The following is a 15,061-nucleotide window of genomic DNA, read 5'->3' as shown; positions in this document are numbered from 1 at the left end:
GAGGGCTGCTGGGCTGAGGGCTGCTGGGCTGAGGGCTGCTGGATTGAGGGCGGCGGGGCTGGTGGTGGCCGGGCTGGTGGTGGCCGGGCTGAGGGCGATGCTTGGGGTGCGGCTTGTGGCGCCGGCCGGGGTCGCGCTCTCACCGGCGAGTGCTACGCCGGACACGCTCACGCCTGCTACCAGGGCGGCGGCCATCGCGTAGCGGCCCTTCTCGGCCAGGGGTTCGCTCGGGGCGCGGTGGCTGTGCAGCGGTTCCGTCCTGCGGTGGCGACCACCTGCGTGTCGCGGGGCTCGGTGCTGCACGATGTACCAACCCTTCAGGCCTCGACGTCCGGTCCGACACCTGCCTGTCGGCACCGTTCAGCGAGGCCCTGAGGCGCTGGCGGTGCTTGCTACCGCCCCGGTTGCCGTTGGGTTGCGCTCAGCCTGGATGACCGCACGAGGCATGGGCTTGAGGTAGAGCGGCGTCCTGGGAATGAGCTGGGTCCGCGCCCCGGGCCGCTGTCCGTGTCCCTGGCGACGCGAGCGAGGCCGCGATCGTATGTGGGCTTGGGCGCGATCGGCCGGAACTTCGCGCCTAGGCGGCCGCGATCATGTGGGGGCTTGGGCGCGATCGGCCGGAACTTCACGCCTAGGCGGCCACGATTGTGTGTGTGCTTGGGTGCGATCGGCCGGAACTTCGCGCCTAGGCGGCCGCGATCGTGTGGGGGCCTGGGCGCGATTGGCCCGAGCCTCGCGCCTGGGCTGCCACGGCTGTGGTGGGGCCTTGTGGTGAGGTGGCGGCGGGGATCGGGACCACGGATGGTTCAGGGGGCGGAGCGAGGCTTGGGGACCGTCTACCAGAGCATTGCGGGTCCGCGGGGGCTGAGCTTGGGCGCTCAATAGCGCGCGGGGCTCAGGGGGCCGTGCCATCACAAGGCGTGGCAGCGGGGGTCAGGGCTCAGAGTACGGGAGCGCTGGGAGAGAGGGGTGGCGGCCGCGCGGGTCTGGGCGCTGGCTGCGTTTGTGGCGAAGGGGTCAGGAGGCTGCGAGGGAGCCGTATACCGACTCGATCTTCAGCTTGATGTCTACGCCGTGGGCTCGGAGGTAGGGGACCGGGTCCGTGGTGTTGCCGTTGACGTAGATGCCCAGGTGGAGGTGGGTGCCGAAGGAGTGGCCGGTGTTGCCGACCTCGCCGATGATCTGGCCGGCGTTGACTTTGTCGCCGACCTTGACGAGGACGCGGCGGGCGTGGCCGTAGATCATCTGGGAGCCGTCGTCGAGCTGGACGGTGACCGAGTAGCCGAAGCCGCCGTTGTAGCCCGCCTGCTTGACCGTGCCGCCGTGGACCGCCTTGAAGGGGGTGCCTTCGGGGGCTGCGAGGTCGATGCCCTCGTGGAGGACGCCGAAGCGCATGCCGTAGGGGGCGGTGAACGTGTAGTCCTCGAGGGGGAGGACCCAGGGGTCCTTCTCCAGGGCTTCCTGCGAGAGGGCCGCGTCGTCGGAGCCGCGTTCGTCGCCTCGGGAGGCGCGGTCGCCGCTGTCCGTGGTGCGGTCGGCGAGGGCGTCCTGCACGCCTGCGGCTGCCTGGAGGTTCTTCAGGACCTCCGGGTTGACCGCCTTGGCATCCGGCAGCTGGGTCGCGGCGCCGAGGGCAACCACACCCGCGCCGACGAAGGCAGAAGTGACAACCGCCGCATAACGACTGCGCGGCGGGGTAGGAACGCGACGACGGCCGCGATAGCGGTCGGGCTCAGACGACAAGCGCTGACGCACGAACAACCCTCCGTCGATGGCAAAGAGCGGCGGTCCCACCGTCGGGAACAACTGATGAACGGTGGTTTGCCGGGCAACCGGACCGGAGTAAACCAGTTGGCAGCCGGGAGCCACGGTAACCAAACGCAACGCCGGTCACAAGTCGCAGCGCCAATTCTCTGACAGTTCCCTCTGGGTATTCGTTGGACAATGTCCGAGTTGGTCAGCTTTTCGGGTTAGCGAGGCGGTTAGCGCTCCGTAACTATGCGCGGCGCACAAAGTAATGTGACGTGAAATACGGTTGACGGTGCTTGCGGATGGGCGTCGGGGCGGTGTTGTTCCGCGGAGTAGTACGCGGCCGCGGGCTCGAAGGTTCACCGCGGGAGGGTTAGCGTTCGTTAAGGTCGTGTCATAGCTCTGGGTCGACGGGCTGGGGTCGACACGCGCCGAAGGGGTCGCAGATGGAAGCACGGATCAGGGTTGTGGTCGCCAAGCCTGGGCTCGACGGGCATGACAGGGGCGTCAAAGTGGTGGCGCGGGCCCTGCGTGACGCCGGCATGGAGGTCGTCTACACCGGTCTGCACCAGACGCCCGAGCAGATCGTGGAGACCGCGCTGCAGGAGGACGCCGATGCCATCGGGCTGTCGGTGTTGTCCGGGGCGCACATGACGCTGTTCCGGCGGCTGCTCGAACTGCTCGCCGAGCGTGATGCGGCCGACATCGTGGTATTCGGCGGCGGCATCATTCCGCCCGAGGACATCGCGGAGCTCGAAAAACTCGGCGTTGCCCGGATATTCACCCCGGGTGCGACGACGGCTTCCATCATCGAATGGGTACGCGCCAATGTCGCGACGCCGGTTGCCTGAATAGGGCGGGCGCCGCGAATTAGTAACCATTTAACTGCGAAGAGTTAAGGGAGAGGCCGGACGCACCCCTCACACGTCCGGCCTCTCTATGCACGATGCCCCGCCGCCACCCCTCGACCGACAGGGCATCGGCCGCTTTCCGCCCCCGCGCTCAGCGCGTTGACATCACACTCAACGACGCCTCCAGACGGGGGTTACGGGGCTTCTTCCGCCAAACGCGAACGGCGGGGCGCGCGGGGTCGCGGGGCGAGGAGGATCGGGTGCGGGGCAAGGGCGACCAAAGACCTTCACCCGGCAGTTGGGTACGGCCTGAAGTGGGCAGATGCCCGGGTCGCGCGAGCCGCCGGAGGCGGGGTTCGGGGCTGATGCGGTTGAGGGAGGCGCCGGGCGTACTTAACAAAGGTTGTGTGGTCTTGCACAGCTCGCACCCGCGGGCGTTCCGTGACCGGCGGTGTGGCTAGGCTGCGAATCGAGGTCTCAGAATCACCCTGGGGCTGACAAATCTCTCACGCTGGCGGCGACGCAACGACGCGCCGCGGACACAGGTCGGGACGCGGGTACGCGGTTTACCGGGTAGGCGTCGCGAGCGAAAGGAGACACGTGGACCTGTTCGAGTATCAGGGGCGCGACCTGTTTGAACGGCACGGCTTGCCCGTGCTGGGCGGCGGGGTCGCCGAGACCCCGCAGGAGGCCCGTGCGATCGCCGAGCGACTTGGCGGACGGGTCGTGGTCAAGGCGCAGGTGAAGGTCGGTGGCCGCGGTAAGGCCGGCGGCGTGAAGCTGGCGGCGGATGCCGATGAGGCCGAGGCCCGCGCGACCGACATCCTCGGGATGGACATCAAGGGCCACACCGTGCACAAGGTGATGCTGGCCGAGACCGCGGACATCAAGGACGAGTTCTACTTCTCCTACTTGCTGGACCGCTCCAACCGCACCTTCCTCTGCATCGCCAGCGTCGCCGGCGGTATGGAGATCGAGACGGTCGCCGAGGAGCAGCCCGACAAGGTCGCGAAGATCACGATCGACGCCAACGAGGGCGTCACCGAGGCCAAGGCCCGCGAGATCGTCGCCGCGGCGCAGTTCCCCGCCGAGGTCGCCGAGCAGATCACCGACATCGCGGTGAAGCTCTGGCAGGCGTTCGTCGCCGAGGACGCGACGCTGGTCGAGGTCAACCCGCTCGCCAAGGTCGGCGACGGCCGGGTGCTGCTGCTCGACGCGAAGATCACCCTCGACGAGAACGCAGGGTTCCGGCACCCCGACCACGAGGCGCTGGTCGACCAGTCCGCGGTCGACCCGCTGGAGCAGGCCGCCAAGGCCAAGAACCTCAACTACGTGAAGCTCGACGGCGAGGTCGGGATCATCGGCAACGGCGCGGGCCTGGTCATGTCGACGCTCGACGTGGTCGCGTATGCCGGTGAGAAGCACGGCGGCGTCAAGCCCGCCAACTTCCTCGACATCGGCGGCGGCGCCAGCGCGGCCGTGATGGCCAACGGGCTCGAGGTCGTGCTCTCCGACCCCGCCGTGAAGTCGGTGTTCGTGAACGTCTTCGGTGGCATCACCGCGTGTGATGAGGTCGCCAACGGCATCATCCAGGCGCTCGCGCTGCTGGGTGACCGCGGCGAGACCGTCACCAAGCCGCTCGTGGTCCGCCTCGACGGCAACAACGCCGAGGCCGGCCGGGCGATCCTGGACGAGGCGAAGAACCCGCTCGTCGAGCGGGTGGACACGATGGACGGTGCGGCCGAGCGCGCCGCCGAGCTCGCAGCTGCGGGGAAGTGACGACATGGCTATCTGGCTCACCAAGGACTCCAAGGTCATCGTCCAGGGCATGACCGGCTCCGAGGGTTCCAAGCACACCCGCCGGATGCTCGCCGCGGGCACCAACGTCGTCGGCGGTGTCAACCCGCGCAAGGCGGGCACGACCGTCGACTTCGACGGCACGGCGCTCCCGGTCTTCGCCTCCGTCGCCGAGGCGATCAAGGAGACCGGCGCCGACGTGTCGGTCATCTTCGTGCCGCCGGCGTTCACCAAGGCCGCCGTGCTCGAGGCCATCGACGCCGAGATCCCGCTCGCCGTGGTCATCACCGAGGGCGTGCCGGTCCAGGACTCCGCCGCGTTCTGGGCGCACAACATCGCGCAGGGTGAGAAGACCCGGATCATCGGCCCGAACTGCCCCGGCATCGCGTCGCCCGGCGCCTCCAACGCCGGCATCATCCCCGCCGACATCACCCCGGCCGGCCGCATCGGCCTGGTCAGCAAGAGCGGCACGCTGACCTACCAGCTCATGTACGAGCTGCGCGACTTCGGCTTCTCGACCGCGGTCGGCATCGGCGGCGACCCGATCATCGGCACCACGCACATCGATGCGCTCCGGGCGTTCCAGGACGACCCCGACACCGACGCGATCGTGATGATCGGCGAGATCGGCGGCGACGCCGAGGAGCGCGCCGCCGACTTCATCAAGTCGTACGTCACCAAGCCCGTCGTCGGCTACATCGCCGGCTTCACCGCCCCGCCCGGAAAGACCATGGGCCACGCCGGCGCGATCATCTCCGGTTCGGCCGGCACGGCGGACGCCAAGAAGGAGGCCCTCGAGGCCGCAGGCGTCAAGGTCGGCAAGACCCCGAGCGAGACCGCGCGGCTGATGCGCGAGGTCATGAGCTGATTTTCGTACGCCAGAAGGCGCGCCGCCGCCCGGACCAGTCACGTCCGGTGGGCGGCGCGTCGTCGTTTCTGTGGCGTTTCCTGAAGGCCGCGGAGCGAACCGGTGACGACGACTCGCCGTTTCTGCGTCGCCGAGGGCCGTCCGGCGTGGAAAAGTAGGCGGCGATGCCGACAACACCCGACCGCCCCACCGGTCGATCCGCCGGCTCGGGGGACCCGTCCGAGGCCGCCGAGGCCGAGTTCGACCTTGTCCGGGACACGGTCCCCGTCCTCACCGAACAACCCACCGTCCGCGTCACCGACAACCGGGAGACGGTCAAGCTTCCCCGCCAGCGCCAGCCGGGCGCGTCCCGCAGCCGTGCCCCACTACCGGTCGCGGCGGCCTTCGCGACCATCTGGGCGGCATTCCTCTCGTACGTCCCGGTCGCCGCGGTCATCGGCCTGGCACGCACGCTCGAGGGACAGGGCGGTCTCGGCGGCGCCATGCACGCGGGGCTGGCCGGGTGGCTGCTCGGCCACGGCGTCCCGATCGGCACCTCGATCGGCTCGCTCGGGCTCGCGCCGCTGCTCCTGACCCTGCTGGTGGGCTGGCGCCTCAACCGCGCCGGCCTGCACGTCACCCGGGCGATCGGGGCCCGCCGCAGCGGCTCCATTCGGGCCGCGTTGCTCGTCGCGGTCACCATCGGGCTCATCTACGGGATCATCGGCCTGCTCGCGGCCCTCGCGGTCGACGGCCGCGGCACCGACGTCACACCCACCCGGGCCGGGATCCACTTTTTCCTCGCCGGCCTGCTCTTTTCGCTGATCGGCTCGCTGCGCAGCACCGAAGCCCTCGTCGTCATCGCCCGGCGCATCCCCCAGCCGCTACGGCACGGACTGCGCACCGGTGTCGTCGCCGCGATGTTCATCCTCGCTGCGGGAGCCATCTTCGCCGGCCTCTCGGTCGCGGTCGGCGGCAAGCAGGCCGCGGAGATGATCGCCGCCTACCGGACCGGCGCCGCGGGCCAGGCCGGAATCACTCTGGTCAGCCTCGCCTACGGCGCCAATGCCGCGGTCTGGGCGGCCGCCTACCTGCTGGGCCCGGGCTTCTCTCTGGGAGCCGATTCCGCCGTACGCCTGACCGAGCTCACCGTCGGCCCGGTCCTCCCGACGCTGCCCCTGCTGGCCGGCCTGCCCGCCGGACCCATGGGCGCCAGCGGTGCCCTGCTGCTCGCCGTGCCCGTGCTCGCCGCCATGGCTGCCGGCTGGCTGCTCACCCGCCGCCTGATGACAATCCACCACGTGGTCGACGGCCACCTGGTCGACGGCCGCCACCCCAACGGCGACCTGCCGCCGGTCGAGCCGCCCTGGCCCCTCGTGCTCACCTCCGCCGTCATCGCCGGCCCCGTGGCGGGCCTGGTGCTCGGGGTGGTCTCATGGCTGTCGGGCGGGCCGCTGGGAGACGGGCAAATGGCGGACATCGGGCCGGTGCCGTGGCAGGTCGCCCTGGTCGCCGCAGCCGTGGTCGGCGTTTGCGCCAGCATCGGGGCCGCCGCCGGGCGGGCCTTCCGGGCGCCTGTGCATCACAACAAGTAGGCCTCTGCACATCGTTGCGCAACAGAAAGGGCGGCCCGGCTTGTTGCCGGGGCCGCCCTTCGGCTGCTTGGGCCCTTTACCTGCTGGGGCCCTTTACCTGCTTGGGCCCTTTACCTGCTTGGGCCCTTTACCTGCTGGGGCCCTCTACCTGCTGAGCCCCTGTACCTGCTGGGGTTGGACGGGATCAGTTGGATCCGAAGTCCGAGTAGCTCGACATGTTCCAGGAGCCCGCCACGATCGAGTAGATCAGGCCGGCGATGCCGAGGACCACGGCGATGGCACCGCAGATCAGACCCGCGAGGGCCTGGCTGCGGTTGGTGGCGAGACCGGCCTTGGCCTTGTTGAGGCCCAGGTAGCTGACCACGACCGCGGCGATGCCGAGCGGCAGGCCGAGGTAGAAGCAGCACAGCAGGGGGATCGCCGCGATGCCGAGGATCATGCCGACGAGACCCTGGGTGTTCTGCGGGGGCGTCGGGCCCGCGCCGTAGGGCGGCTGCGCACCGTACGACGGGGGCGGCGGGGGGAAGGACCCGGGCGGCTGCTGGTTCGGGTCGTCCTGGCCTGGCTGCATAAAAATATCCTTACCGAGGGAGGAAAAGGCTGCTTGAAGACCGGCATCGTACCGTTGTCACACGGTCGCGCGCTGCCCCATTTGCCTGGTCACGGCGCTCGACAGCATGCCCGGTCCCGCTTGCTCAGTTCCTCTTGCCCAGTGCATCGATGTTTTCAATCCTCCGCGTCCGTTTTTGATCCCCGCACTGGCGCCTTGGTTGGCGGCCTGCTCGGTGGGCCGGTTGACGCCTTGGTTGGCGGCCTGCTTGCCGGCCTGGTTGGCCGGCTTGCACTGGCGGCCTGGTTGGCGGCTTGCCCTGGCGGCTTGGTCGGCGGCTTGCCGGGCACCTTTGTGGCGGGCTGAGGTGCTGGCCACAGGGGGCGCGGGCGATGGGCTGGGCGGGGCGGTGCCTCAGGTAGGGTGCTCGGGTGACTGACCCCGCGCCCTCCCGCCTGGTCGTTCTGGTCTCCGGCTCCGGCTCCAACCTGCAAGCACTTCTCGACGCCGCCGCGGATCCCGCGTACGGCGCGCAGGTCGTTGCCGTCGGCGCGGACCGGGACGGCATCGCCGGCCTCGATCGGGCCGCCGCCGCCGGAGTGCCGACCTTCGTGGACTCGGTGAAGGCATACCCGACCCGCGACGACTGGGACGCCGCTCTCACCGCGCACGTCGCCGAGCACCAACCGGACCTGGTGATCTCCGCCGGTTTCCTCAAGCTGGTCGGCAAACAATTCCTCGACGCCTTCGGTGACCGGTATCTCAACACCCACAACGCGCTGCTGCCGTCGTTCCCCGGCATGCACGGCCCCCGCGACGCCCTCGCATACGGGGTGAAGCTCGCCGGCGCCACTCTGTTCTTCGTCGACGCGGGCGTCGACACCGGACCCATCATCGCCCAGGTCAGCGTGCCCGTCCTCGAGGACGACACGGAAGAGACGCTGACCGAGCGCATCAAGCAAGCCGAGCGCCGGCAACTCGTCGAGAGCATCGGCCGGTTGGTCCGCGAAGGCTGGACCATCACGGACAGGAAGGTCACCATCCCATGACCGAGGGTCTCCGCCCGATCAAGCGGGCGCTGCTCAGCGTTTACGACAAGACCGGACTGGTCGATCTCGCGCAGGCGCTGCACGCCGCCGGGGTGCAGATCGTCTCCACCGGCTCGACCGCCTCGACGATCGAGGGCGCCGGCGTGCCGGTCACCCGGGTCGAGGAGCTCACCGGTTTCCCGGAGACGCTGGACGGCCGGGTCAAGACGCTGCACCCGAAGGTGCACGCCGGGCTGCTCGCCGACCTGCGCCTGCCCACGCACGAGCAGCAGCTCGCCGAGCTCTCGATCGAGCCGTTCGACCTGCTGGTCAGCAACCTCTACCCGTTCACGCAGACCGTGGCCTCGGGCGCGAGCGTCGACGAGTGCGTCGAGCAGATCGACATCGGTGGTCCCGCGATGGTCCGCGCGGCCGCGAAGAACCACCCCTCCGTCGCGGTTGTCACCGCCGTGGCTGCGTACCCGCTGATCCTGGACGCGGTGAAGTCCGGCGGTTTCACGCTGACGCAGCGCAAGATGCTCGCCGCCCGCGCCTTCGCCGACATCGCGGAATACGACGTCGCGGTCGCCAACTGGTGCGCCACCGTGCTGGCCCCCGCCGAGTGGCCGGAATTCGCGGGCCTGGCGCTCAAGCAGGAGAGCGCGCTGCGCTACGGCGAGAACCCGCACCAGCAGGCGGCTCTCTACGTCGACCCGAACGCTCCGGTGGGGCTCGCGCAGGCGGAGCAGCTGCACGGCAAGGAGATGTCGTACAACAACTACGTCGACGCGGACGCCGCGTGGCGTAGCGCCAACGACTTCACCGACCCGTGCGTGGCCATCATCAAGCACGCCAACCCGTGCGGCATCGCGATCGGCGCCGACGTGGCCGACGCGCACCGCAAGGCGCACGCCTGCGACCCGGTGTCGGCCTTCGGCGGCGTCATCGCCGTCAACCGCGAGGTCACGGCCGAGCTGGCGAAGCAGCTCGACGGCATCTTCACCGAGGTCATCGTCGCGCCCTCCTTCGAGCCCGAGGCGCTCGCGATCTTCCAGGGGAAGAAGAACCTGCGCGTGCTGGTCGCGCCGGCCTGGAACCCGCCGTCCGCCGAGATCAAGCAGATCGGTGGCGGCGTGCTGGTCCAGCTGTCCGACCGCATCGACGCCGAGGGTGACGACCCCGCCAGCTGGACGCTCGCGACCGGTGCGGCAGCAACCGCTGATGAGCTGCGCGACCTCGCCTTCGCCTGGCGGGCCATCCGCTCGGTGAAGAGCAACGCGATCCTGCTGGCGCACGACGGCGCGACCGTCGGCGTCGGCATGGGCCAGGTCAACCGGGTCGACTCCGCGCACCTCGCGGTCAACCGGGCCGGTGCCGACCGGGCCAAGGGCAGCGTGGCGGCCTCCGACGCGTTCTTCCCCTTCCCCGACGGCCTCGAGGTGCTCATCGCCGCCGGGATCAAGGCAGTGGTCCAGCCGGGCGGCTCGATCCGCGACAACCTGGTCATCGAGGCGGCGGAGAAGGCGGGCATGACCGTCTACCTCACCGGAACACGGCACTTCTACCACTGACGTCCCATGGCCAAGATCCTCAACGAGACGTTCTCCGGCAAGGACTGGGCGCTCGCCGACGTGGAACGCGCGGACTACGAAGACTGCGCGTTCCACGACATCGACTGGTCCGAGGCCCGGCTGACCGGCTGCACGTTCACGCACTGCCACTTCGGCAACGTACGTTTCAACGCGTCCGAGCTGACCCGGTGTGCGATCACGCAGTCGGTCATGCAGCGCGTCTCGTTCTTCGACGCCACGATGACCGGGTGCAAGCTCACCGGCACCCAGTTCATCGACTGCGGCCTGCGACCGCTCACGATCGACGGCGGCGACTGGGGTTTCGTGTCGCTGCGCGGCCAGAACCTCACCTCCGCCAAGCTCGCCGGTCTGCGCCTGCGGGAAGCGGACCTCGAAGGTGCCAACCTGACCAAGGCGGACCTGCGAGGAGCCGACCTCTCGAACGCCCGGCTCAAGGACGTGGTGCTCAAGGGCGCCGACCTCAGGGGTGCTGACCTGGACGGAGTCGTCTTGCGCGGCCTCGATCTGACCGGCGCGAAGATCGACATCTCGCAGGCCGGGTTGTTCGCCCAGGCCCACGGAGCTGTGATCGGATAGTCGCGTGTCGGCCCTGGTCGGTAATACGGAGTTAACCGACTGATACGGTCGCGAAAAATCGTCCCACCGTCTGGGAGTGAGAGCATGGGCAAGAAGGTCACCGTCGTAGGCGCCGGTTTCTACGGGTCCACGACCGCACAGCGGCTCGCCGAGTACGACATCTTCGAGACCGTGGTGCTCACCGACATCGTCGAGGGCAAGCCCGAAGGACTCGCGCTCGACCTCAACCAGTCGCGCCCCGTCGAGGGCTTCGAGACCAAGGTTGTCGGCGCCACCACCGGCCCTAACGGCGAGGGTTACGAGGCCATCGAGGGCTCGGACGTCGTCGTCATCACCGCGGGCCTGCCCCGCAAGCCCGGCATGAGCCGGATGGACCTCCTCGGCGTCAACGCCAAGATCGTCCGTCAGGTCGCCGAGAACGTCGCGAAGTACGCACCCAACGCGGTCGTCATCGTGGTCTCCAACCCGCTGGACGAGATGACCGCACTCGCCCAGATCGCCACGCAGTTCCCGAAGAACCGGGTCCTCGGCCAGGCCGGGATGCTCGACTCGGCCCGCTTCACCAACTTCGTCGCCGAGGAGCTGCAGGTGCCGGTCGGCACCGTCTCCACGCTGACACTGGGCTCGCACGGCGACACGATGGTGCCCGTCCCGTCGAAGTCCACGGTCAGCGGCAAGCCGCTCGCCGACCTGCTCCCCGCCGACAAGATCGAGGAGCTCGTCACCCGCACCCGCAACGGCGGCGCCGAGGTCGTGGCGCTGCTCAAGACCGGCTCTGCCTACTACGCCCCGTCTGCCGCGGCCGCCCGCATGGCGCGCGCCGTAGCGGAGGACTCCGGCGCGGTCATGCCGGTCTGCGCGTGGGTCGACGGCGAATACGGCATCTCCGGTGTCTACCTGGGTGTCGAGGCCGAGATCGGCGCCACCGGCGTGCGGAAGGTCGTCGAGACCGACCTCACCGAAACCGAGCTGGCAGGTCTCAAGGAGGCCGCCGAGGCTGTCCGCGCCAAGCAGGCGGACATCACCGAGCTCTGACGAATTGTTGCGAGACCCGGGCCCCCGCGGCCCGGGTCGCGTGTTGTGGAAGCCGGGCCGGTTTGGCTCGGCTTTCTGCTTTTCCCGTAGGGGTCTCTGCGCGGCCGGCTTCTCCTGCAGGGGCCTCTGCGCGGCCGGTCTGCTGGGGTCGGTCATGCCTGGCTCCATAGCGTGGACAGGTGTGACACGGCCAGCAACGACTTGCGGCCGGCGGCGTGCTCCAGCATGGACAGTCGCGTCTTGCGGGCCAGCTCGGCATCCATGTCGTGGCCGTATGCGAGCTCGGGGCGGATGAGCTGGACGGCGTGGACCAGCAGATCGCCGGTGACCAGCATCGACTCGTCGCCCGACTCCACGAGCACCGACTGGTGGCCCGGCGTGTGACCGGGCGTGGCGACGACGCGCACCTCGGTGGTCAGCTGCGTGTCGCCCTCGATGACGTGCAGCCGGCCCTGCTCGTGCAGCGGCGTCAGGAGGACCTCCTCCTGCTGGGTCACGTCGCGTGCCGCGCGGAACGCCGTGACCTCGGCTCGCTGCACGACCACCCGCGCGTTGACGAAGGGTGAGTCGGCCGGCACCGCCCAGCCGATGTGATCGGTGTGCAGGTGGGTCAGGACGATCGTCTCGACGTCGGTGGCGGCGATGCCGGCCTCGGCGAGCGCGTCGGGCAGCCGCCCGGGCACGGGTGCCCATTCCGCGGCTAGGGAATTCGCCGGGCCGATGCCGGCGTCGACCAGGGTGACCCGGCCGTCCGGGCCGATCAGGGCGAAGCTGCGGAAGCGAAGCCACCACCGGCCGTCGAGGGTCAGTGAATCGGGGTCGAGCGCGTCGGCGGCGGCCCAGTCCTGCGGGGTCGCCGCCGGGAACGCGTCTTCTCTCAGGTCGAAGTGCGGCCCGTCGGCGTCGTCGAGCGCGACGACGGTGACGGGCCCGATCTTGCGGACTGCGTCGGTCATGGCCAGGACTCTAACCAGCCGGACCGACAAGATCGGGAGTTATCCACAATGCACGGTTGTCCACAGGGGGCATTGCTATGACCTCAGCGGAAAAGCATTCTCGTCGTCGTGAACGTCGAAGATCGGACCATCCCACCGGGCAGCGGCCCGCGCCGTCGCCGGCTCCTCCTGCACGGCTGCGATGCCGGGCCGGCCGGCCTCGACCACGAATTCCGCGGCCGTCCGCACGGTCGCGGAGGTGGCCCAGACCGTGTCGACCACGCGCAGGCTGCTCACCATGCGGTCCTTGGTGACGTCGCAGACGACGTATCCGCGCTGGTTGTCGATGTAACGCCAGTGCGGGCTCTCCGCCATGATCGGATCGTAGGAGGCGTGGAAGGCGGCCACGTCGGGCATGCCGCCCGAGGTGATCGACGTGCCGGTGATCTCAGCGGCGACCGCGGGGCTCGACGGGTCGTCGAAATCGGGCCGCAGGTCGCAGACCCAGGTGCAGTGCCGGTCGCCGGTGAGCACGACGGGGTTGCTCACCCGGCCCGCGCCGAAACGCTCCAGCAGCCGCCTGCGCTGCACCCGATATCCGTCCCAGTTGTCGAAGTCGAAGACCTGCTCCGGCCCGGCCTTGCGGTCGTTGGACGCCCACATGACCTGGTTGGCGAGCAGGTTCCAGCGGCTGCCCGACGACTCGAGACCGTCGACCAGCCACTTCTCCTGGTCGGGGCCGGTCATCGTGAGCGCAGGGTCCTGGGCAGCGGCGAGGGTGGCGGGCTGGTCGCTGCGGTATTGCCGGGTGTCCACGACGTGCATGCTGGCCAGCGAGCCGAAACGCAGCCGCCGATAGACCTGCATGTCCAGGCCGGAGGGCAACGAGCTGCGGCGCAGCGGCATGTGCTCGTAGTAAGCCTGGAACGCCGCGATGCGCCGCGCGCGGAACGCCTCCGGGGTCTGCAGGCCGGGATCCTGCGGCACCTCGTCCGCCCAGTTGTTGTCGATCTCGTGGTCGTCGAAGGTGACGATCCACGGGAAGGCGGCATGCGCGGCCTGCAGGTTCGTGTCGGTCTTGTACTGCGCGTGGCGGTTGCGATATTGCTCCAGCGAGTAGGGTTCGTCGGTGCCTTCGTGCTGGCGCGCGGCGTTCGGATTGCGCGGGCCCTCGTAGATGTAGTCGCCCAGGAAAGCTACAAATGCGACGTCCTCCTGGGCCAGGTGCTGATAGGCGGTGTAGAACCCGGCCTGGTAATCCTGGCAACTGGCGAACGCGAAGCGGAGGTTGCGCGGGCGGGACCGGGCGGCCGGTGCGGTGCGGGTGCGGCCGACGGGGGAGATCTGCGTGCCGGCGCGGAAGCGGTAGTAGTAGACAGCGTCGGAGCGCAGGCCGCGGACATCGACGTGCACGGAGTGACCCAGTCCGGCAACGGCGGTGGTCAGCCCGCGCCGGCGATTGCGCCGGAAGTGCTCGTCCTCGGCGATCTCCCACTCCACGGGGACGGGAGTGTCGGGCATACCGCCGCCGGTGACCGGGGACGGGGCGAGACGGGTCCACAGGACCACGCCGTCGGGGAGGGGATCGCCCGAGGCCACGCCCAGGGTGAAGACGCCTTCGGGGAGGTGCCGGGCATTTCTGGTCGGGATTTGGGCGTAGCCGCCTTCGGGCTTGACCAGCAACGGACCGGCGGCGACGGCCGCCGCGCCCGAGACGAAGAGGCGGCGGCTGATCGGCAGGTGCAGTTTTTCTGGCAGAGACATATTTCAATGCGATCGGGTGGAGGTTACGACGACCCGAACGTGTCCTTGCGGCCAGAAGGTTTCTTCACCGCCGAGCCGGGAGCTTCCTTTGCGGCGCGGAGTGGTGGCTAGGCCACGGCAACGGTGGCGGGGTCGCACGGGTGGCAGGGTTGCACGGGTGGCGGAGCCGCACGGGTGGCAGGGTCGTGCGGGGGTAGCAGGGCCATGCGGGTGCGGTGCAATGCGCGGTGGCATGGCCGCCGTGCGGGGTCTCAGGGTCGTGCGGGGTCTCAGGGCCGTGCGGGGTCTCAGGGCCGTGCGGGGTCTCAGGGCCGTGCGGGGTCACAGGGTCGTGCGGGGTGGTCAGGCGTGGGCGATGCCGAGGCCGAGGAGGATGAGGCTGACTGCGGCGGCCAGGGTGGTTGCTGTTGATTTTGCGGCGAGCTCGGGTGATTGCTCGCGCAGGACGAATGCCGCGACCGGCACGATGGCTGCGCCCACCAGCCAGAGGTTGCTGGTGAAGATGGCGAGCAGGACCGCGACCAGGGATGCCATGACCAGGATCGCTCCGGTGCGGGTGCGCTTGGCGCGGCGTGCCCGGGGGTCGAGCGTGCCGAACGTCAGCCCCGGGCGCTGGGGGCGCTGGGGGCTTTCGCTGGGGTGCTGGGTTGCGGGCATCGTGGATAAGGGTAGATCGCCCATGCCAGTGTTGTCTGTGCCGCCGGTCATGGCGGCCCGGCAGCGATCTTCGTGCTTCATGCAG

The 15,061-nt window shown here is 69.5% G+C and carries 13 protein-coding genes and 1 pseudogene; 8 read left to right on the top strand and 6 right to left on the bottom strand.

What is annotated here, in order from left to right; all coding sequences use genetic code 11:
• A pseudogene (locus Ahu01nite_RS10645) lies at positions 1 to 303 on the bottom strand (hypothetical protein); the annotation flags it as partial.
• Positions 304 to 1,017: 714 nt separating this feature from the next.
• Entirely contained in the window at positions 1,018 to 1,755 is a 738-nt protein-coding gene (locus tag Ahu01nite_RS10640; protein WP_203836307.1) for a M23 family metallopeptidase, read from the bottom strand.
• Positions 1,756 to 2,195: 440 nt separating this feature from the next.
• Between Ahu01nite_RS10640 and icmB the strand changes: the two genes are divergently transcribed.
• The 4 genes from icmB to Ahu01nite_RS10620 all read left to right on the top strand — a co-directional run bounded on the left by icmB (position 2,196) and on the right by Ahu01nite_RS10620 (position 6,839).
• On the top strand, positions 2,196 to 2,600 hold the full coding sequence (gene icmB, locus Ahu01nite_RS10635; protein ID WP_203836306.1) for a coenzyme B12-dependent isobutyryl CoA mutase small subunit: 405 nt from the start codon (positions 2,196 to 2,198) through the stop codon (positions 2,598 to 2,600).
• Positions 2,601 to 3,200: 600 nt separating this feature from the next.
• Positions 3,201 to 4,379, top strand: coding sequence for an ADP-forming succinate--CoA ligase subunit beta (gene sucC / locus Ahu01nite_RS10630; RefSeq protein WP_203836305.1), 1,179 nt, complete (start codon positions 3,201 to 3,203; stop codon positions 4,377 to 4,379).
• 4 nt (positions 4,380 to 4,383) lie between these two features.
• On the top strand, positions 4,384 to 5,265 hold the full coding sequence (gene sucD / locus Ahu01nite_RS10625) for a succinate--CoA ligase subunit alpha (RefSeq protein ID WP_203836304.1): 882 nt from the start codon (positions 4,384 to 4,386) through the stop codon (positions 5,263 to 5,265).
• Between the two features lie 164 nt (positions 5,266 to 5,429).
• On the top strand, positions 5,430 to 6,839 hold the full coding sequence (locus Ahu01nite_RS10620; protein ID WP_203836303.1) for a cell division protein PerM: 1,410 nt from the start codon (positions 5,430 to 5,432) through the stop codon (positions 6,837 to 6,839).
• A gap of 184 nt (positions 6,840 to 7,023) precedes the next feature.
• On the opposite strand, the gene Ahu01nite_RS10615 is transcribed toward Ahu01nite_RS10620, so the two are convergent.
• The gene (locus Ahu01nite_RS10615) at positions 7,024 to 7,410 is read right to left on the bottom strand and encodes a DUF4190 domain-containing protein (protein WP_203836302.1); all 387 of its coding nucleotides are present in this window, start codon (positions 7,408 to 7,410) and stop codon (positions 7,024 to 7,026) included.
• A gap of 410 nt (positions 7,411 to 7,820) precedes the next feature.
• Here Ahu01nite_RS10615 and purN point away from each other — a divergent pair, with 410 nt between their 5' ends.
• The 4 genes from purN to mdh all read left to right on the top strand — a co-directional run bounded on the left by purN (position 7,821) and on the right by mdh (position 11,620).
• On the top strand, positions 7,821 to 8,438 hold the full coding sequence (gene purN / locus Ahu01nite_RS10610) for a phosphoribosylglycinamide formyltransferase (RefSeq protein WP_203836301.1): 618 nt from the start codon (positions 7,821 to 7,823) through the stop codon (positions 8,436 to 8,438).
• Positions 8,435 to 9,988, top strand: coding sequence for a bifunctional phosphoribosylaminoimidazolecarboxamide formyltransferase/IMP cyclohydrolase (purH, locus tag Ahu01nite_RS10605; RefSeq protein ID WP_203836300.1), 1,554 nt, complete (start codon positions 8,435 to 8,437; stop codon positions 9,986 to 9,988). The genes purN and purH overlap by 4 nt, the downstream gene beginning before the upstream one ends.
• Positions 9,989 to 9,994: 6 nt before the next feature.
• Positions 9,995 to 10,585, top strand: coding sequence for a pentapeptide repeat-containing protein (locus tag Ahu01nite_RS10600; RefSeq protein ID WP_203836299.1), 591 nt, complete (start codon positions 9,995 to 9,997; stop codon positions 10,583 to 10,585).
• A gap of 84 nt (positions 10,586 to 10,669) precedes the next feature.
• A complete protein-coding gene (gene mdh / locus Ahu01nite_RS10595; RefSeq protein WP_203836298.1) occupies positions 10,670 to 11,620 on the top strand; it encodes a malate dehydrogenase in 951 nt (316 codons plus the stop codon).
• A 152-nt stretch (positions 11,621 to 11,772) separates the two neighbouring features.
• Here mdh and Ahu01nite_RS10590 read toward each other — a convergent pair whose 3' ends face one another.
• From Ahu01nite_RS10590 to Ahu01nite_RS10580, 3 genes are all read right to left on the bottom strand, one after another.
• Positions 11,773 to 12,576, bottom strand: a complete 804-nt coding sequence (locus tag Ahu01nite_RS10590) for an MBL fold metallo-hydrolase (RefSeq protein WP_203836297.1) — start codon at positions 12,574 to 12,576, stop codon at positions 11,773 to 11,775.
• Between the two features lie 75 nt (positions 12,577 to 12,651).
• Entirely contained in the window at positions 12,652 to 14,319 is a 1,668-nt protein-coding gene (locus Ahu01nite_RS10585; protein ID WP_203836296.1) for an alkaline phosphatase D family protein, read from the bottom strand.
• A gap of 342 nt (positions 14,320 to 14,661) precedes the next feature.
• On the bottom strand, positions 14,662 to 14,976 hold the full coding sequence (locus tag Ahu01nite_RS10580; RefSeq protein WP_203836295.1) for a hypothetical protein: 315 nt from the start codon (positions 14,974 to 14,976) through the stop codon (positions 14,662 to 14,664).
• Positions 14,977 to 15,061 lie beyond the last annotated feature (85 nt).

This window comes from Winogradskya humida, from assembly GCF_016862215.1.
Taxonomy (GTDB): Bacteria; Actinomycetota; Actinomycetes; order Mycobacteriales; family Micromonosporaceae; genus Actinoplanes; species Actinoplanes humidus.
Note: the sequence above shows the minus strand (reverse complement) of the source record. Positions and strands in the feature narration are given on the sequence as shown.